This window comes from Devosia pacifica, assembly GCF_014652635.1.
Lineage (GTDB): Bacteria > Pseudomonadota > Alphaproteobacteria > Rhizobiales > Devosiaceae > Devosia > Devosia pacifica.
This window is the reverse complement of sequence record NZ_BMZE01000003.1, coordinates 441,633-455,567: the sequence shown is the minus strand read 5'-3', so window position 1 is coordinate 455,567 and position 13,935 is coordinate 441,633. Positions and strand designations below refer to the sequence as shown.

Sequence of the window (13,935 nt, the reverse complement as noted above, 5' to 3'; positions counted from 1 at the left end):
GCTCACCCGCCAAACGGCTCGTTCTGGAACAAATGCACTGAGGACAACAGGCGTGTCCCGTCTGCCAGATTACCGAGATTGTTGAGGCCGAGATCGACGAGGATGCTCTGGCGATAATAGGCTTCGATCAATATCACATCGGAGCCACCACCAGCTTTGAATGTCTGTGCCTCAGACCATTCGCATTCACCTTCGTCCTCATCACACTCGATGGGGACTGTGGCATCGGCCACCGAAAAACTGTCGACCCTATCGATCCGAAAGAAAATGGCACTGCAATCCATCAACCCGAACGTGTGATCGCAGACGAGTCCACGAAACTGGTCCAGATCGAAGCCGGCATTTTGGACCTGTCCTGTACGGATCTGCCGACTGGCATCTTTGACTGCGCTGTCAAAAACCTCTGCGGTCAGGAACACGACGGCGCTCTGCATGATCGCCCCCAAGAGCGCGAAGAACGGAAGCGCCAGAATGCCGAACTCGATCGCGACCGCGCCAGATTCGGAGCGGAGCAACCCGGGGCGCTTGCTCGTCGGCTGTATTTTCAAGGTGTCCGCTGCCATGCCTGGATATCCCTCTCGGTCCAGACTAAAGAGCGAGCGCTAAGTGATGGTTAGCAACACAACTGGTGCTCTGCACGGCTTAGGATATGGTTAAGCCTCAGTAAACATCATTGTCCGGTGGCGTTTTGCACTAGGAGCGACGAGGCTATCGCATTCGACGTAAAGTTGGTCGAGTCCCCGACCATGATTGTCGGCTTGCAGGTTGGATTACACGCGAGTGTCGTCGGTTCGCGGCCCTGAAAGACCGTGATATTGTCCGCTGTCTGGGTTACCACCTCCAACAGGGTGTCGGCGATCGGTTCACCAGCCGCATCGAGGACGATGAGGTTGGTTTGGCCGAACCCCTTGCCAGTCAGCACCAATGTTTGCGGATCCTGGATGACGACATCTGCGATGGCAGGGTTGCCGATTATGATCGTGGCAGCCGGTTCGCTGATCCGAAGGACCCGGGCCATGTTCACGGTAACACTGATCGGCATGGTGGACTCTTCGCCAACTGCGAATGGTGCGGAAAGCGTGCTCAAAGCAGTGCTAAGCGCGACGGCGGCAATCAGCGATCTCATCGATGCCTCACAAACTCAAATACTCGTTGTGGGCAGTTTCGCCGGAAATGGTGAACAATTGGGAAATGGGAAGTCGTCGTAGCTCCTGCTCATGGGCCACGAGCTGCGCCACGCAGCATCTACAATGGTCAAAGTATCGATCAGCGAAAGGCCCGCCAAAGCAATCAATAAAAACGTAATTCATCAGTTAGATTATTGTAAACTAACGTCAATCTATGCCGGCCCGGCACGGGCAACTTCCAAGCAATTAACGCAATTTCAAGATGTCAGGCCTAGCGTGACGCTAAGTTCGATGTGTGACGTGTCGAACCGACGTCACTGAGACGTGAGCAAGGAGCTGGAGATATGAAGATTTTTGCACGCTTCGCAAAGGACGAGTCCGGTGCGACAGCTATTGAATACGGCCTTATCGCGGCACTGATTGCCGTCGGTATCATCGTTGCTGCCGGGCTGCTGGGCAATAGCCTGAGCGGCCTGTTCAACTCGATCGGCAACACGCTGACGAACGCTACGCCAGCAGCGCCCAGTGCCGGCTAAGCGACTATAAATCGAAGAATAACTAGAAGGGGGCCTGCGGCCCCCTTTTTGTTTTGTTTACCGTATTGCCGCATCTTCCTGAGCACCGATGGAGGCGATGATGGCAACGGTTGCGCTGTTCTTTTTCCCGTTTGCAATGGCACTGGCAGCGTCTTCGGACCTACTGACAATGCGGATATCCAACAAGCTGGTGCTCGCCCTGGCGCTGGGCTTCGTCATCATCGCTCTAGCCATTGGCATGCCGCTTGAGCAGTTTGCCATGCATGTTGCGGCCGCTAGCGTCGTCCTTGTCGTGGCGTTCGTGCTATTTGCGCTTGGATGGGTCGGCGGCGGCGATGCCAAGCTGTCTGCCGCAACCACGCTTTGGCTCGGGTTCGCTTTGACACTACCGTATCTCGTCTATGCAGCGCTTGCAGGCGGCGTTCTGACGCTGGTCATCCTGATCCTTCGCCGGATGCCGCTCATCCCCTTGCTCGCCCGTATTTCATGGTTCGCCCGTCTGCACGATCGCAAGGCCGGAGTTCCTTATGGTATTGCGCTCGCGATTGCGGGACTGATGACCTACAGCAATTCGGCAATATTCCAGACCCTTGCCAGTGGATCTTGACGGCCAAGACGCCGGATCTTTGCACACTTGTCTCTGAGTGCGGTGCTGGTGGTCAAATCAATTGTAAACGTCTTGTTAACCGGTATTGAAAAGCAGCGATTAACCAAAACTTGACCCTTTGCTCCGATAATTCAACATAGCGGGCGCATGCCGTCCGGGTCAGTAGATTGTTTTTCTGACAAGTATTTGTGGTCTACCGGAGTTGGCGGATGAATCCGGCGCGTATCCTTTTGTTGGTGGTGGCCCTGGTCGCTGGTTTGCTTGCGGCATTTCTCGTTATGCGCGGCGGCGGCGAGACCACACCCGATACGGTGGTGACCGAAGTCGTGCGGGAAGAAGCCAGGGCACGCGTGCTGGTGGCGAGTACTGCAATAGGGATCGGTCAGAAGCTGTCTTCTGGCAATCTGGAATGGGCCGATTGGCCGGAGGGCGCGGTCCGGGCGGAATACGTCACCGAGCAGGCGCAGCCCGATGCACGCGCAGAACTTTCCGGTGCACTTGTCCGCTTCGAGATTTTTCCCGGTGAACCAATCCGTCAGCAAAAGCTGGTGAGAGCCGACCAGGGATATTTGTCAGCGGTACTCGATAAGGGCAAGCGCGGCGTATCGGTGCCGGTGAGCGCAGCGGCAGGAGCGGGCGGCTTCATCGTGCCGAATGACCGCGTCGATGTGGTGCTCACCCGCGCCCTTGAGAATGAAGGCGTGATGATCTCGGACACGGTCCTGCAAAACGTGCGTGTGCTGGCCATAGGCGAAAGACTGGGCGAAGTCGGCGCAACCGGAGGCGACGAACAGGTTGCCGCAGGCGAGAACCCGCAGGCGCAGATGTTCGTCAACCAGACAATCGCAACGCTCGAATTGACACCCGGGCAGGCAGAGGTGCTGATCAATGCTCAGTCACAAGGCGCTCTTTCCCTGACTTTGCGCTCGATTACCGATTTCGATGGCGATGCAATCCTCGCAAGCGGCAAGTCGTCAGACTCGGTCACAATGATCCGTTACGGCAACGCCACAAATGTACGCCCCGGCACGCAGGGCGGCGGTGCTGCTGGCTCGGCGAACCCTGCAGGCAGCACCGCCGCCCCAAATTTCAACCAGAGCGTCTCTTCGGTTTCAGGCCTCGATGCGTCTCAAATGGTTTCAGCGTCGCCACCAAGCCAGGCGGCAAACTCCTCTCTTCCCTCGATCGAGATTCGATAACATGTTCGACATCCGCATCACGAGCCTGGGCAGCCTCCTCCTGCGCGCAGGCGTAAGCGCGCTCTTTCTGTCCGTGCCTCTGGCGGGCCACGCAAAGGCGACTGAGGTTCAGCAGGCACACCTGACGGCGCAAGGCTTCGGTACCACGCAGCAGTTTTCGCTCGATCTCAACAAATCGGTGATCCTCGATCTGCCGGCCGAAGTGGCGGAGGTGATTGTCTCCGAGCCGAATGTCGCTGGCACCATCATGCGCACCACGCGGCGGGCAATCATTCAGGGTGTAAGCGAAGGCTCGACAAACATCTTTTTCCTCGATGCCGCGGGTCGCACGATCTCGGTGATCGACGTACAGATCGAAGGATCATCGCCGATCGGCGGCGCGCTGCAGTCCGCATTGGCGCGCATCATTCCGGGCTCGGCAGTCAGGGTGGAGTCGATCACGCTTACCGGCAACAACGAGCGCGTTGTCCTCTCCGGGACCGTTCGCTCCGGCGCCGACCGTGATAAGGCCATGCTGATCGCCAGCCAGTTTGCTGGCGATCCCGAGAATGTGGCGAATCTTATCGAGGTAACGGGTAGCCAGCAGGTCGCGCTGAAGGTGACCGTGGCCGAAGTTAAGCGCGATGTGGCAAAGCAGCTCGGCATCAACCTGTCTGGAGGCTTCCAGGTCGGGGCGGTTAATTTCGGCTTCAACAACCAGGTTGCAACCGCCAACAACAGCATCAGTGCCGGGCTGGACCTGGCAAATGTTCAGATCGACGCTTCGCTGCGCGCGCTGGAAACACGCGGTGCTTTGCATCTGCTCGCCGAGCCTGTTCTGACCACAATGTCTGGACAGCCAGCAAACTTTCTTGCGGGCGGCGAAATCCCCTACATCACCGGATATGACGACAACGGCATCGCCACTGTCGACTTCCGCCAGTATGGCGTTGAACTCGAGTTCACGCCGACGATCAATTCGAACGGCCTGATCGCCATGGATATCGCAACCAGGGTTTCCGAGCCGCAGCTTGATCGCTCGCTTAACACGCGTGAGCTGTCGACCAGTGTAGAGCTCGGCGCAGGCCAGACGCTGGCAATCGCTGGCCTGCTTGATGAGCGGTCCCGCCACGAGATCAATGAACTGCCGGGCATTGCCAGCGTGCCGATACTTGGGGCCCTGTTCCGCTCGCGTGAATATGTCACCGAGCAGACCGAACTTGTCGTGCTCGTCACCCCGATGATTGCGCAACCGATCAATGGCAACGTGCCGATCCCGACAGACTATGCCGATATGGCCGGCGACGCCGAGGCGAGTTTCCTTGGCCACCTTGAGAAGATGTACGGGGTCGGCGGCACTTCGGGCATGCGCGGTTCGATCTCGGGATCCGTGGGGTTTGTTCTCGACTAACGGGCGTCAGCACCTGAGACAGGGCATGGCGCGGGGAGTATTGAGTAAATGCGTTTCATGAATTCAGAGTCGGAGCCGGTAGCGCCGGAGGCCGTGTCGGAGGTCGCGCAGGGGGCGCGCCTCCTGCCGCGGATCACTATCCAGGCGTTCTGCGAGCATTCTCAGACCGCGCAACTGATCGAAAGCGCCGTTCACGACCGGCGTATGTCGAAGGTTGCGCTCACGACACACAATGGTGGGCTGGAAGGGGCGATCGAAACCTACCGGTCCAACCCGACGCCGAACCTGATTATCGTCGAGACCAGTGCGGCACCCGAAGAGATTCCGAATGCTCTCGAGCGACTTGCAGAGGTTTGCGACGCCTCGACGCGGGTGATCCTGCTCGGACACGTTAACGATGTGCGGCTGTATCGCGATCTTATCCGCTCCGGCATCTCTGAATACATAGTTCTGCCGAGCACTGCCGCGAATGTCGTGGCGTCGATTACAGACATCTTCGCGTCTGACAATGCAGCGCCCATCGGTCGCACGATCGGGTTTGTCGCCGCAAAGGGCGGGGCCGGCTCATCGACGATCGCGCACAACGTTTCCTGGGCGATTTCCCAGACTCTGCGCCAGGATTGCCTGGTGCTCGACATGGACCTGGCCTTCGGCACCGCCGGTCTCAACTTCAATCAGGACCCGCCGCATGGTCTGGCAGATGCCGTTTTGGCGAACCAGAAGATCGACCAGACGATGCTCGACCGGCTGATGTCGAAGGCTGCCAATCACATCAATCTGCTGACGGCGCCCGTCGCTCTCGATCAGACCTTCGACTTCGAAGAGCGCGAGTTCGAGCAGATCGTTGAGATGAGCCAGAAGTCGATGCCGATTGTCGTGCTCGATATTCCACACGCGTGGAATGCCTGGGTCCGTCATACGCTGGCAACGGTGGACGAGGTGGTTATCGTCGCCGAGCCTGATCTCGCCAGCCTTCGCAATGCCAAGAACCTGGCAGATGCGATGCGGGCTCTGCGTCCGACAGAAGGCGCACCGCAACTGGTGCTCAACAAGGTCGGTGTGCCAAGGCGCCCGGAGATCAGTTCCGATGAATTTGCGAGCTCGATCGAGTGCGAGCTGCTTTCCCAGATCGGTTTTGACGCGGCACTGTTCGGCACCGCTGCCAATAACGGGCAGATGATCGCCGAGATTTCGGCGAGCAACAAGATCAACGAGCACTTCCGCACCATCGGCATGCACGTCTCCGGACGCGCGGTGCCCGCTCAGTCGGCGCGCGGGGCGGGCCTGCGCAAACTGCCGTCTTTGTTCAAGAAGCGCGCCTGAGTTCCGGCGTTCTGAGACGATAGGACAACCATGTTTGGTAAGCGTACGAGTTTCGGTGGCAATACCCAGGCGGCTCCGCAGCCTGTGCGGCCGGCACAGCCTGCGCGCGAAACCCAGCGCGTCCAAAAGGCTGCGCCTGAGCCCCCCAGTGCGCGCTCGATGCGCGAAGAGGTGGTGGATGTCAGAACCCCGGCCGATGCGCAGCGGGACAACGAGTACTTTCGCACCAAGTCGGCGATCTTCAATGCACTGATCGATTCTATCGATCTCAGCCAGCTCGCGACCATGGATCAGGTTGCAGCGCGCGAGGAAATCCGTGACATTGTCTCGGAAATCATTGCGCTCAAGTCCATCGTCATGTCGATCTCGGAGCAGGAAGACCTGCTTGAGGATATCTGCAACGACGTGCTTGGCTACGGTCCTCTCGAGCCGCTGCTGGCGCGCGACGACATCGCCGATATCATGGTGAACGGCTCACAGCGCTGCTACATCGAAGTCAATGGCCGCGTGAAGCTGACCAATGTTCGGTTCCGCGATGATGCGCACCTGATGAATGTGTGCCAGCGCATCGTCAGCCAGGTGGGCCGCCGCGTCGATGAATCGTCCCCGATCTGCGACGCGCGCCTTCCCGATGGCAGCCGCGTCAACGTCATCGCGCCACCACTCTCTATCGATGGCGCAACGCTGACCATTCGTAAGTTCAAGAAGGACAAGCTGACACTCGGCCAGCTGGTGAAGTACGGCTCCATTTCCTCCGAGGGCGCGGAAGTCCTGCGAATTCTCGGTCGCGTGCGCGCCAACGTCCTGATCTCGGGCGGTACCGGTTCGGGAAAGACCACTCTGCTCAACTGCCTCACCGCCTTCATCGAGAAGGACGAGCGCATCATCACCTGCGAGGACTCGGCGGAACTTCAGCTGCAGCAGCCGCACGTGGTTCGTCTTGAAACCCGCCCGCCAAATCTCGAGGGCGAAGGCGAGATCACCATGCGCGACCTCGTGAAGAACTGTCTGCGTATGCGCCCTGAACGCATCATCGTCGGCGAAGTGCGTGGTCCTGAAGCGTTCGACCTGCTTCAGGCAATGAACACCGGTCACGACGGCTCGATGGGCACGCTACACGCCAACTCTCCGCGCGAGGCTCTGTCGCGTCTTGAATCTATGATCACAATGGGCGGCTATTCCCTGCCGAGCCGCACCATTCGCGAAATGATCGTCTCGTCGATCGATGTCATCGTTCAGGCAGCGCGCTTGCGCGATGGCTCTCGCCGCATCACCCACATTACCGAGGTTCTCGGAATGGAAGGCGACGTGATCGTTACCCAGGATGTCTTTCTCTATGACATCACTGGCGAGGACGGGAACGGAAATCTGCTTGGTACACATCGCTCGACTGGCATCACCAAGCCGCAGTTCAACGAGCGTGCGCGCTACTTCAACGAAGAGGCAAACCTTATCGAGGCGCTGGAGCAGTCCAATGTCGAGCATAACGAGATGGTGGGCCGCTAGATGGGGAGCACCAGAAAATGAACCCGATGCTGCTTGCCATACTCGCGGTTGTCTGCGTTGGCGCAGCCGGCTTCGCTCTAGTTCCGGCTGCGCTGGGTGACAGCCGTGCCGTAAAGCGTCGCAGGGCTTTCCAGGGCGACATTCAGGCAAACCGGCGTGAAACGCGTGCCTCGCGCACACGCGACGAGCGCCGCAAGTCGGTTCAGGAGGCGCTCAAGGCGCAATCCGAGGAGCGCAAGGAACGCCACAAACTCTCGCTCGAAGATCGGCTCTTCCAGGCTGGGCTGGATACGCGTCCGCGCGACTATATCCGCAACGCCATCATCATTGGCGCTATCGTTTTTGTCATTCTGTACCTGCTGCAGATTCCGGCTATGTTCGCCGCCGTCTTCGGTGTTGCCGGCGGATATTTGCTGCCGCGCATCTATCTGGCGCAACGACGGCGCCGGTTTCAGGACAAGTTTCTTGATGAGCTTCCCAACGCGGTTGAAGCCATTGTGCGCGGCGTCAAGTCAGGCATGCCGCTCAATGATTCCATTCGGCTTGTGGCCAAGGAAGTGAAGGAACCGGTCCGCTCCGAGTTCAAGCGTGTTCTTGACCAGCAGGCCTTCGGCCAGTCGATGACCGAGTCCGTGCAGGTCCTCCTCGATCGCGTGCCGCTGCCAGAGGTCAATTTCTTCGTGGTCGTGATTACCGTTCAGCAGCAGGCTGGCGGCAACCTTTCGGAAGCTCTGGGCAATCTCGCGCGCGTTCTGCGCAACCGCAAGAAGATGAAGGCCAAGGTCAAGGCAATGTCTTCGGAAGCCAAGGCGTCTGCAGGCATCATCGGCTCATTGCCTTTCGCGGTGGCGGGCCTTGTCAGCATTGTCTCGCCCACATACCTGCAGCCCCTGTTTACCACCACCATCGGCTATTTCTGGCTCGGCGTGGCATTCATCATGATGGCCACCGGCATCTTCGTGATGAAGCGCATGATCACCTTCGACTTCTAGGACCGCGGCCATGGATTTCATCGAGACAATCGTCAACCGCGACTTCCTGATCAGCGCCCTTGCTGCGATCTCCGCTGCTGCCGTGGTGTTCACCTTCGGCATGGGCCTGATCGGCCGGTCCGAGATGAAGTCCCGTATCCGTCGCGTCGCCCTGGAGCGGGATCGCATGCGTGCGGAGGAGTTGGCGCGGCTTCGCGGCAGCGAAGGCAGTGGCGCTCGAGGCTCAATCCGTGGCCGTGAAACGCGCACCTATATGCGCAAGGTCGTCGAGCGTTTCTCGCTGCGAAAGGCCTTCGTCAACGAGCATACCGTCATTCACCTGACGCAGGCCGGCTATCGCGGCCAGGGCCCGCTGACGACCTATCTGTTCCTGCGCTTCGTGACGCCGATCGGTATTGCCGTAATCTCGGCACTGTACTTCATTTTCGTCCTCGACGGCGACCGACCGCTGTTCATGAACATCACCTACGCGGTCGGCATCGGGCTGATCGGCACCTATCTGCCGGTGATCCTCTTGCGCAACAAGATCACCAAGCGGCAGATCTCCATCAAACGGGCATGGCCCGATTGCCTCGATCTGATGCTGCTGTGCATAGAGTCCGGAATGTCGATCGAGCACGCCTTCAAGCGCGTTTCCAAGGAAATGGCGGAAGAAAGCCCGGAGCTGGCCGAAGAGCTGACGCTGACCACCGCCGAGCTGTCTTTTCTCGAGGACAGGACGCGCGCCTATGAAAACCTCGCCAACCGCACCGGGCTCGATGTGGTGCGCTCGGTGATGACGGCGCTGATTCAGGCTGACCGCTATGGTACATCTGTCGGTCAGGCACTGCGCGTGATGGCGGAAGAGGGCCGCGAAACCCGGATGACCGACGCCGAGAAAAAGGCCTCGGCTCTTCCGCCAAAGCTCACCGTACCGCTGATCCTGTTCTTCCTGCCGGTGCTGTTCATCGTGATCATGGCGCCGGCGATGATCAAGATATTCTCATCGGGCATGCTTGCCGGCGGCTGATTGGGTCGGCAGGCTCAGCCTCAGCTGGCGCCGTTCTCGATTTGCTGCCAGCGGTTGTTCTCACTCAGAAGGCCACGGACATAGGCCATGTTGGCCTCTACCTCCTGCGCCGAAAGTTCTCGCGCATAAAGCTGCTCGGCCTCCGAAAACCGGCCCTGCAGGCCGACAACGAGAGCGAGATTCTGGCGGATCTGCGATGTGGCCCCACTCATCGCCGCAGCCTTTCTCAAGTGCTCCTCGGCCGTCTCCAACTCGTTCGTCAATGAGTAGGAAAGCCCGAGATTGGCCTCAAGAGATGCCTGATCGGGCGCAATCACCAGAGCTTCCCGATAGGTTTGCCGTGCTGCCTGGTGATTGCCGAGTTGGTCGAGGATCGCGCCCTTGACCGACAGTGCGTTCCAGTTCGGCAGCGTCGGGTCGATGGCCGCGTCGATCACGTTGAGGGCCTGCGAGAACCGCCCTTCGGCGGTCAGCGCCTTCGCGTAGGCGATGCGCACTACGGTATCACGCGGATTGCTGGCCACCCCACGCTCGAGAACATTGGCGGCCTGCGCGTTCAGACCCTCGTCGCGCAACGCCTTGGAATAGGCGAGCGTGATACCGCGATCGTTGGGGTTGTCGCGATACCTTTCTGCCAGACCTGACACCGACAGTGTGCCTGCGGTCGAGCCGGTGACGGTCTGGTCATCGACCGGCGCTGAGGCGCACCCCGCCAGCATGAGGGCCACGCCTGCACCGGCCAGGAAACGGTTCATCGAAAACAGGAAACTGACCATCGACGTCTCTCGTCAATTCGCACCCAAAGACGCGTTTTACAATAGATCGTTAACCCTAACGTCGTGTTAAGCGATGCGTCGGCCATTGCCGTTGTCCCGCCCCTCGGGGTAGGTCTTGAGCAAAGAGGAGGTCCTTATGACTGATTTGACGGCTCGTGCTGTAACGCTCGTCGCGCAGGGAGGGCTTGCCAGCGCCGAATTGTCTGAGAGCCATCGCCACTGGGCCGAAGCGAACGGTTTCAATGGCCAGTCCGGACGCCTGTTGGCCTTGCCGGCGGACGATGGCGATGTTGCCGGATACCTATTCGGCATCGGTGCGGAGGCGGACCGGCAGCCGCTGATCGTGGGGGCCGCCGCGGCCCAATTGGCCCCGGGCCGCTACCGCCTCGCAGGTCAGATCGACGACCCGACACTTGCAGCGTTGGCGTTTCGGCTCGGCGGATACCGCTTTACCCGCTATCGCAAGTTGGATGACGCACCAGAACTCGAACTGCCCGAGAACGCTGACGCTGCGGAAGTAGACCGGCTTGTCGAGGCTGCGTTCATCGCCCGTGACCTCATCAACACCCCCGCGAACGACCTCGGCCCGGACGCGCTGGAAGAATATGCACGCGCACAGGCTGCGCGCGACGATATGCAGGTGCGCGTGACGCGCGGCGACGATCTCGTCGGCGCGGGGTTCCCGATGATTCACGCCGTGGGTCGCGCCGCCGGGCAGGCGCCGCGCCTGATCGATCTCACCTGGGGCAGCGAGGACGCGCCCAAGGTGACACTCGTCGGAAAGGGCGTGACCTTCGACACCGGGGGGCTTGATATCAAGCCGGCTGCCGGGATGGTGCTGATGAAAAAGGATATGGGTGGCGCCGCTAACGTCCTCGGGCTCGCCCATGCCATCGTCCGTGCAAAACTGAACGTTCGCCTGCGGGTTTTGCTGCCTGTGGTCGAGAACGCGATCTCTGCAAATGCCTTCCGTCCGAGCGATATCCTGATGTCGCGTAAGGGTATCACGGTCGAGATCGGCAACACTGATGCTGAAGGCCGGTTGATCCTCGCTGATGCCTTGGCATTGGCGTGTGAAGAAGACCCGGCGCTCGTTATCGATATGGCGACGCTCACAGGCGCAGCGCGCGCGGCTCTCGGCCCGGACCTTCCGCCGCTATATACTGGCGATGACACACTTGCGGCGGCGCTCATGGCCGCTGGGACGCCTCACGGAGACCCGCTGTGGCACATGCCCTTGTGGACTCCCTATGAAGCCATGCTGGCGTCGAAGGTTGCGGACATCAACAATGCCGGTGCCGGCGGCTTCGCTGGCTCCGTTACGGCGGCGCTATTCCTCAGACGCTTCGTTGAAAAGCCTGAAAACTGGGTGCATCTTGATATCTATGGATGGTCGCCGGACGCCAAACCCGGCCGCTCCGCGGGTGGAACCGACCAGGGCATCCGTGCCGTCTATCAGGTGCTGAAGCAGCGTTACGCCTGATCTAGATGGTTGACTCTGTCATCAGATTAGTTGATTAAGTCAACAATCTGTTGATGGAGTATTCATGACGCAGAATGGTCACGCGCTGGTCGCAAGGATCAGGCAGTTCAATCGCTTTTATACCCGCATTCTGGGATTGCTGCGGGAGGGCATGCACAAGAGCCATTTCAGCCTGGCTGAAGCGCGGGTCGTCCATGAGCTTGGCCGGCCGGGCCCCAGCACTGCCGGGGAGATCGCTGCAGTTCTCGATATGGATCGCGGGCAGATGAGCCGGTTGATCTGGAAACTGACCGAGGAAGGACACGTCGCTACGCGCCCCGATGTCGGTGATCGTCGCCGCAACGTCCTCGCGCTGACGGACGACGGACAGCATGCCTATGAAGAACTTGAATCCGCGAGCGACGCCGCTGTCGGCGCGATGATCGCCGATCTGTCTGAGGAGCAGAAGCAGCACCTCGTCACGGCGATGGAAACGGTAGAAGGCCTGCTTTCGATGAAAAGCGAGGACACCCAGGTCAGCTTGCGGGCCCCGCGGCTGGGCGAACTTGGTACGCTCATCGAGCGTCAGGCGCGTCTCTACAATCGCGAGTATGGCTGGAACGAGGAGTTCGAGGCTCTGATCGCCCGCATCTATGGTGAGTTCTCGCTGTGCAAGAGCCCTAAGGCGCTCTGGGTGGCCGAGCGGGCAGGGCAGATCGCTGGCTCGATTTTCGTTGTCCCCTCAGAAGAAGAAGGGATGGCGCAGTTGCGCATGCTTTACGTCGAGCCCGAACATCGCGGCCATGGCATTGGCACGAGGCTGGTTGCTGAGGCGGTTCACTTCGCGCGAAATGCGGGTTGGAAAGGCATGCGCCTATGGACGCAGGACTGCCTTGTGTCAGCCCGGCGCGTCTATCAAGCAGCAGGGTTTACCCTTGAGCGCGAAGAGCCGCACCACTCCTTCGGCGTGAACCTTAACGGACAATACTGGGTGATCGATCTCTAGCCGTCATCAATAGCCACGCGTGCGGTCCACGACGTTGATCAGCGGCGCGCCGTCCTCGTGTTGACGAATGATGCGCGAGAAATACTCAACGCCAGTGCGTTCGCTTGAAATGGCGGCAATGTGCGGTGTGATGTAGCAGGTCTCGATCTGCCACAGCGGGCTGTCCTCAGGAAGCGGCTCCACCTCGAATACATCGAGACTTGCTGCGCCAAGCGTCCCGTCTTTAAGGGCCCTCACGATGTCGGCCTCCTTCTGGTGGCGCCCGCGCGCCGCATTGATGATCACCGGGCCACCATCAAGGCCGTCGCGGCGAAGCTGAAGGAAGGTCTCGTAATTCAGGATGCCGGTGGTCTCGGGGGTCAGCGGCAGCAGATTGACGAGGATGTCCGTGCCATTGAGAAAGTCGATAAATCGGCTTTCGCCACTATAGCATTCAACGCCGTCGAGCTGTTTGGCGCTGCGGCTCCAGCCGCGCACGGTAAACCCCAGCCCTTTCAGCTTTTTTGCCGCATCCTGGCCGAGTACGCCCAGTCCCAGAATGCCCACGGTGGTCTCAGAGGCGGCAGGAGGATAGTATTGTGTCCAGCGACGCGCTTTCTGGTCCTGCTGGAACCGCGAAAAGCGACGATGGTGCATAGTCACATGTGCGATCACATAGTCGCTCATGCGCTGGGTTAGGTCTTCATCCACAAACCGGACGATCGGGGCGTCGGGCAGGCCGGGATGCTGCAGCAATGCGTCAACCCCGGCGCCAAGCGACAGGATTGCTTTGAGATTGCCCAGATTGTCGAACGCCTCTTGTTTCGGCTTCCACACGAAGATGTAGCGCACATCCGCCGGATCGAACCGATCGCCGCGTCGAACGACCGGATAGTCGCCTAGGGCGCGCCGAAAACGCTCGGCCCAGCTTGCTTCATCGACATCGCTCAGGTGCAGCAAGAGCACGATTGCCTCCTCCCGAAAGGAAAAGGGCCGCGCTCTCGCGCGGCCCGAACTGATCTA

At 59.8% G+C, this 13,935-nt stretch carries 14 protein-coding genes; 10 read left to right on the top strand and 4 right to left on the bottom strand.

What is annotated here, in order from left to right; translation table 11 throughout:
* Positions 1–2: 2 nt before the first annotated feature.
* Together IE127_RS15095 and IE127_RS15090 are read right to left on the bottom strand one after the other, a co-directional pair.
* Positions 3–563 (bottom strand): TadE/TadG family type IV pilus assembly protein, encoded by a 561-nt coding sequence (locus IE127_RS15095; RefSeq protein ID WP_189426535.1) that lies wholly within the window; start codon positions 561–563, stop codon positions 3–5.
* Positions 564–670: 107 nt separating this feature from the next.
* The gene (locus IE127_RS15090) at positions 671–1,126 is read right to left on the bottom strand and encodes a pilus assembly protein N-terminal domain-containing protein (RefSeq protein ID WP_244640217.1); all 456 of its coding nucleotides are present in this window, start codon (positions 1,124–1,126) and stop codon (positions 671–673) included.
* Positions 1,127–1,471: 345 nt separating this feature from the next.
* Between IE127_RS15090 and IE127_RS15085 the strand changes: the two genes are divergently transcribed.
* The 8 genes from IE127_RS15085 to IE127_RS15050 all read left to right on the top strand — a co-directional run bounded on the left by IE127_RS15085 (position 1,472) and on the right by IE127_RS15050 (position 9,689).
* On the top strand, positions 1,472–1,663 hold the full coding sequence (locus tag IE127_RS15085) for a Flp family type IVb pilin (RefSeq protein WP_189426534.1): 192 nt from the start codon (positions 1,472–1,474) through the stop codon (positions 1,661–1,663).
* 97 nt (positions 1,664–1,760) lie between these two features.
* Positions 1,761–2,270: an A24 family peptidase gene (locus tag IE127_RS15080; protein WP_189426533.1), complete on the top strand. Its 510-nt coding sequence runs from the start codon at positions 1,761–1,763 to the stop codon at positions 2,268–2,270.
* A gap of 209 nt (positions 2,271–2,479) precedes the next feature.
* Positions 2,480–3,469 carry a Flp pilus assembly protein CpaB gene (gene cpaB, locus IE127_RS15075; RefSeq protein WP_189426532.1) on the top strand — a complete coding sequence of 330 codons (990 nt, stop codon included), beginning with the start codon at positions 2,480–2,482 and terminating at the stop codon, positions 3,467–3,469.
* A gap of 1 nt (position 3,470) precedes the next feature.
* Positions 3,471–4,859, top strand: coding sequence for a type II and III secretion system protein family protein (locus tag IE127_RS15070; RefSeq protein WP_189426531.1), 1,389 nt, complete (start codon positions 3,471–3,473; stop codon positions 4,857–4,859).
* A 57-nt stretch (positions 4,860–4,916) separates the two neighbouring features.
* The gene (locus tag IE127_RS15065; RefSeq protein ID WP_244640215.1) at positions 4,917–6,182 is read left to right on the top strand and encodes a CpaE/TadZ family protein; all 1,266 of its coding nucleotides are present in this window, start codon (positions 4,917–4,919) and stop codon (positions 6,180–6,182) included.
* Between the two features lie 30 nt (positions 6,183–6,212).
* Positions 6,213–7,688, top strand: a complete 1,476-nt coding sequence (locus IE127_RS15060) for a TadA family conjugal transfer-associated ATPase (RefSeq protein WP_189426529.1) — start codon at positions 6,213–6,215, stop codon at positions 7,686–7,688.
* Between the two features lie 17 nt (positions 7,689–7,705).
* The gene (locus IE127_RS15055; RefSeq protein ID WP_189426528.1) at positions 7,706–8,680 is read left to right on the top strand and encodes a type II secretion system F family protein; all 975 of its coding nucleotides are present in this window, start codon (positions 7,706–7,708) and stop codon (positions 8,678–8,680) included.
* Positions 8,681–8,690: 10 nt separating this feature from the next.
* The gene (locus IE127_RS15050; RefSeq protein WP_189426527.1) at positions 8,691–9,689 is read left to right on the top strand and encodes a type II secretion system F family protein; all 999 of its coding nucleotides are present in this window, start codon (positions 8,691–8,693) and stop codon (positions 9,687–9,689) included.
* Positions 9,690–9,709: 20 nt separating this feature from the next.
* On the opposite strand, the gene IE127_RS15045 is transcribed toward IE127_RS15050, so the two are convergent.
* Positions 9,710–10,465, bottom strand: coding sequence for a tetratricopeptide repeat protein (locus IE127_RS15045; protein ID WP_189426526.1), 756 nt, complete (start codon positions 10,463–10,465; stop codon positions 9,710–9,712).
* A 115-nt stretch (positions 10,466–10,580) separates the two neighbouring features.
* Here IE127_RS15045 and IE127_RS15040 point away from each other — a divergent pair, with 115 nt between their 5' ends.
* Complete coding sequence (locus IE127_RS15040) at positions 10,581–11,948, top strand: leucyl aminopeptidase family protein (RefSeq protein ID WP_373297326.1); 1,368 nt, start codon at positions 10,581–10,583, stop codon at positions 11,946–11,948.
* A gap of 64 nt (positions 11,949–12,012) precedes the next feature.
* A complete protein-coding gene (locus IE127_RS15035) occupies positions 12,013–12,933 on the top strand; it encodes a bifunctional helix-turn-helix transcriptional regulator/GNAT family N-acetyltransferase (protein ID WP_189426524.1) in 921 nt (306 codons plus the stop codon).
* 6 nt (positions 12,934–12,939) lie between these two features.
* Here the strand turns inward: IE127_RS15035 and IE127_RS15030 are convergent, their stop codons facing one another.
* Positions 12,940–13,878: a 2-hydroxyacid dehydrogenase gene (locus IE127_RS15030; RefSeq protein WP_189426523.1), complete on the bottom strand. Its 939-nt coding sequence runs from the start codon at positions 13,876–13,878 to the stop codon at positions 12,940–12,942.
* Between the last annotated feature and the right edge of the window lie 57 nt (positions 13,879–13,935).

Coding starts and splice junctions, on each gene's coding strand:
- IE127_RS15070 (WP_189426531.1), top strand. CDS start 3,471: ATGTTCGACATCCGCATCACGAGCCTGGGCAGCCTCCTCCTGCGCGCA.
- IE127_RS15090 (WP_244640217.1), bottom strand. CDS start 1,126: ATGAGATCGCTGATTGCCGCCGTCGCGCTTAGCACTGCTTTGAGCACG.
- IE127_RS15060 (WP_189426529.1), top strand. CDS start 6,213: ATGTTTGGTAAGCGTACGAGTTTCGGTGGCAATACCCAGGCGGCTCCG.
- cpaB (WP_189426532.1), top strand. CDS start 2,480: ATGAATCCGGCGCGTATCCTTTTGTTGGTGGTGGCCCTGGTCGCTGGT.
- IE127_RS15080 (WP_189426533.1), top strand. CDS start 1,761: ATGATGGCAACGGTTGCGCTGTTCTTTTTCCCGTTTGCAATGGCACTG.
- IE127_RS15050 (WP_189426527.1), top strand. CDS start 8,691: ATGGATTTCATCGAGACAATCGTCAACCGCGACTTCCTGATCAGCGCC.
- IE127_RS15065 (WP_244640215.1), top strand. CDS start 4,917: ATGAATTCAGAGTCGGAGCCGGTAGCGCCGGAGGCCGTGTCGGAGGTC.
- IE127_RS15035 (WP_189426524.1), top strand. CDS start 12,013: ATGACGCAGAATGGTCACGCGCTGGTCGCAAGGATCAGGCAGTTCAAT.
- IE127_RS15045 (WP_189426526.1), bottom strand. CDS start 10,465: ATGGTCAGTTTCCTGTTTTCGATGAACCGTTTCCTGGCCGGTGCAGGC.
- IE127_RS15085 (WP_189426534.1), top strand. CDS start 1,472: ATGAAGATTTTTGCACGCTTCGCAAAGGACGAGTCCGGTGCGACAGCT.
- IE127_RS15095 (WP_189426535.1), bottom strand. CDS start 563: ATGGCAGCGGACACCTTGAAAATACAGCCGACGAGCAAGCGCCCCGGG.
- IE127_RS15055 (WP_189426528.1), top strand. CDS start 7,706: ATGAACCCGATGCTGCTTGCCATACTCGCGGTTGTCTGCGTTGGCGCA.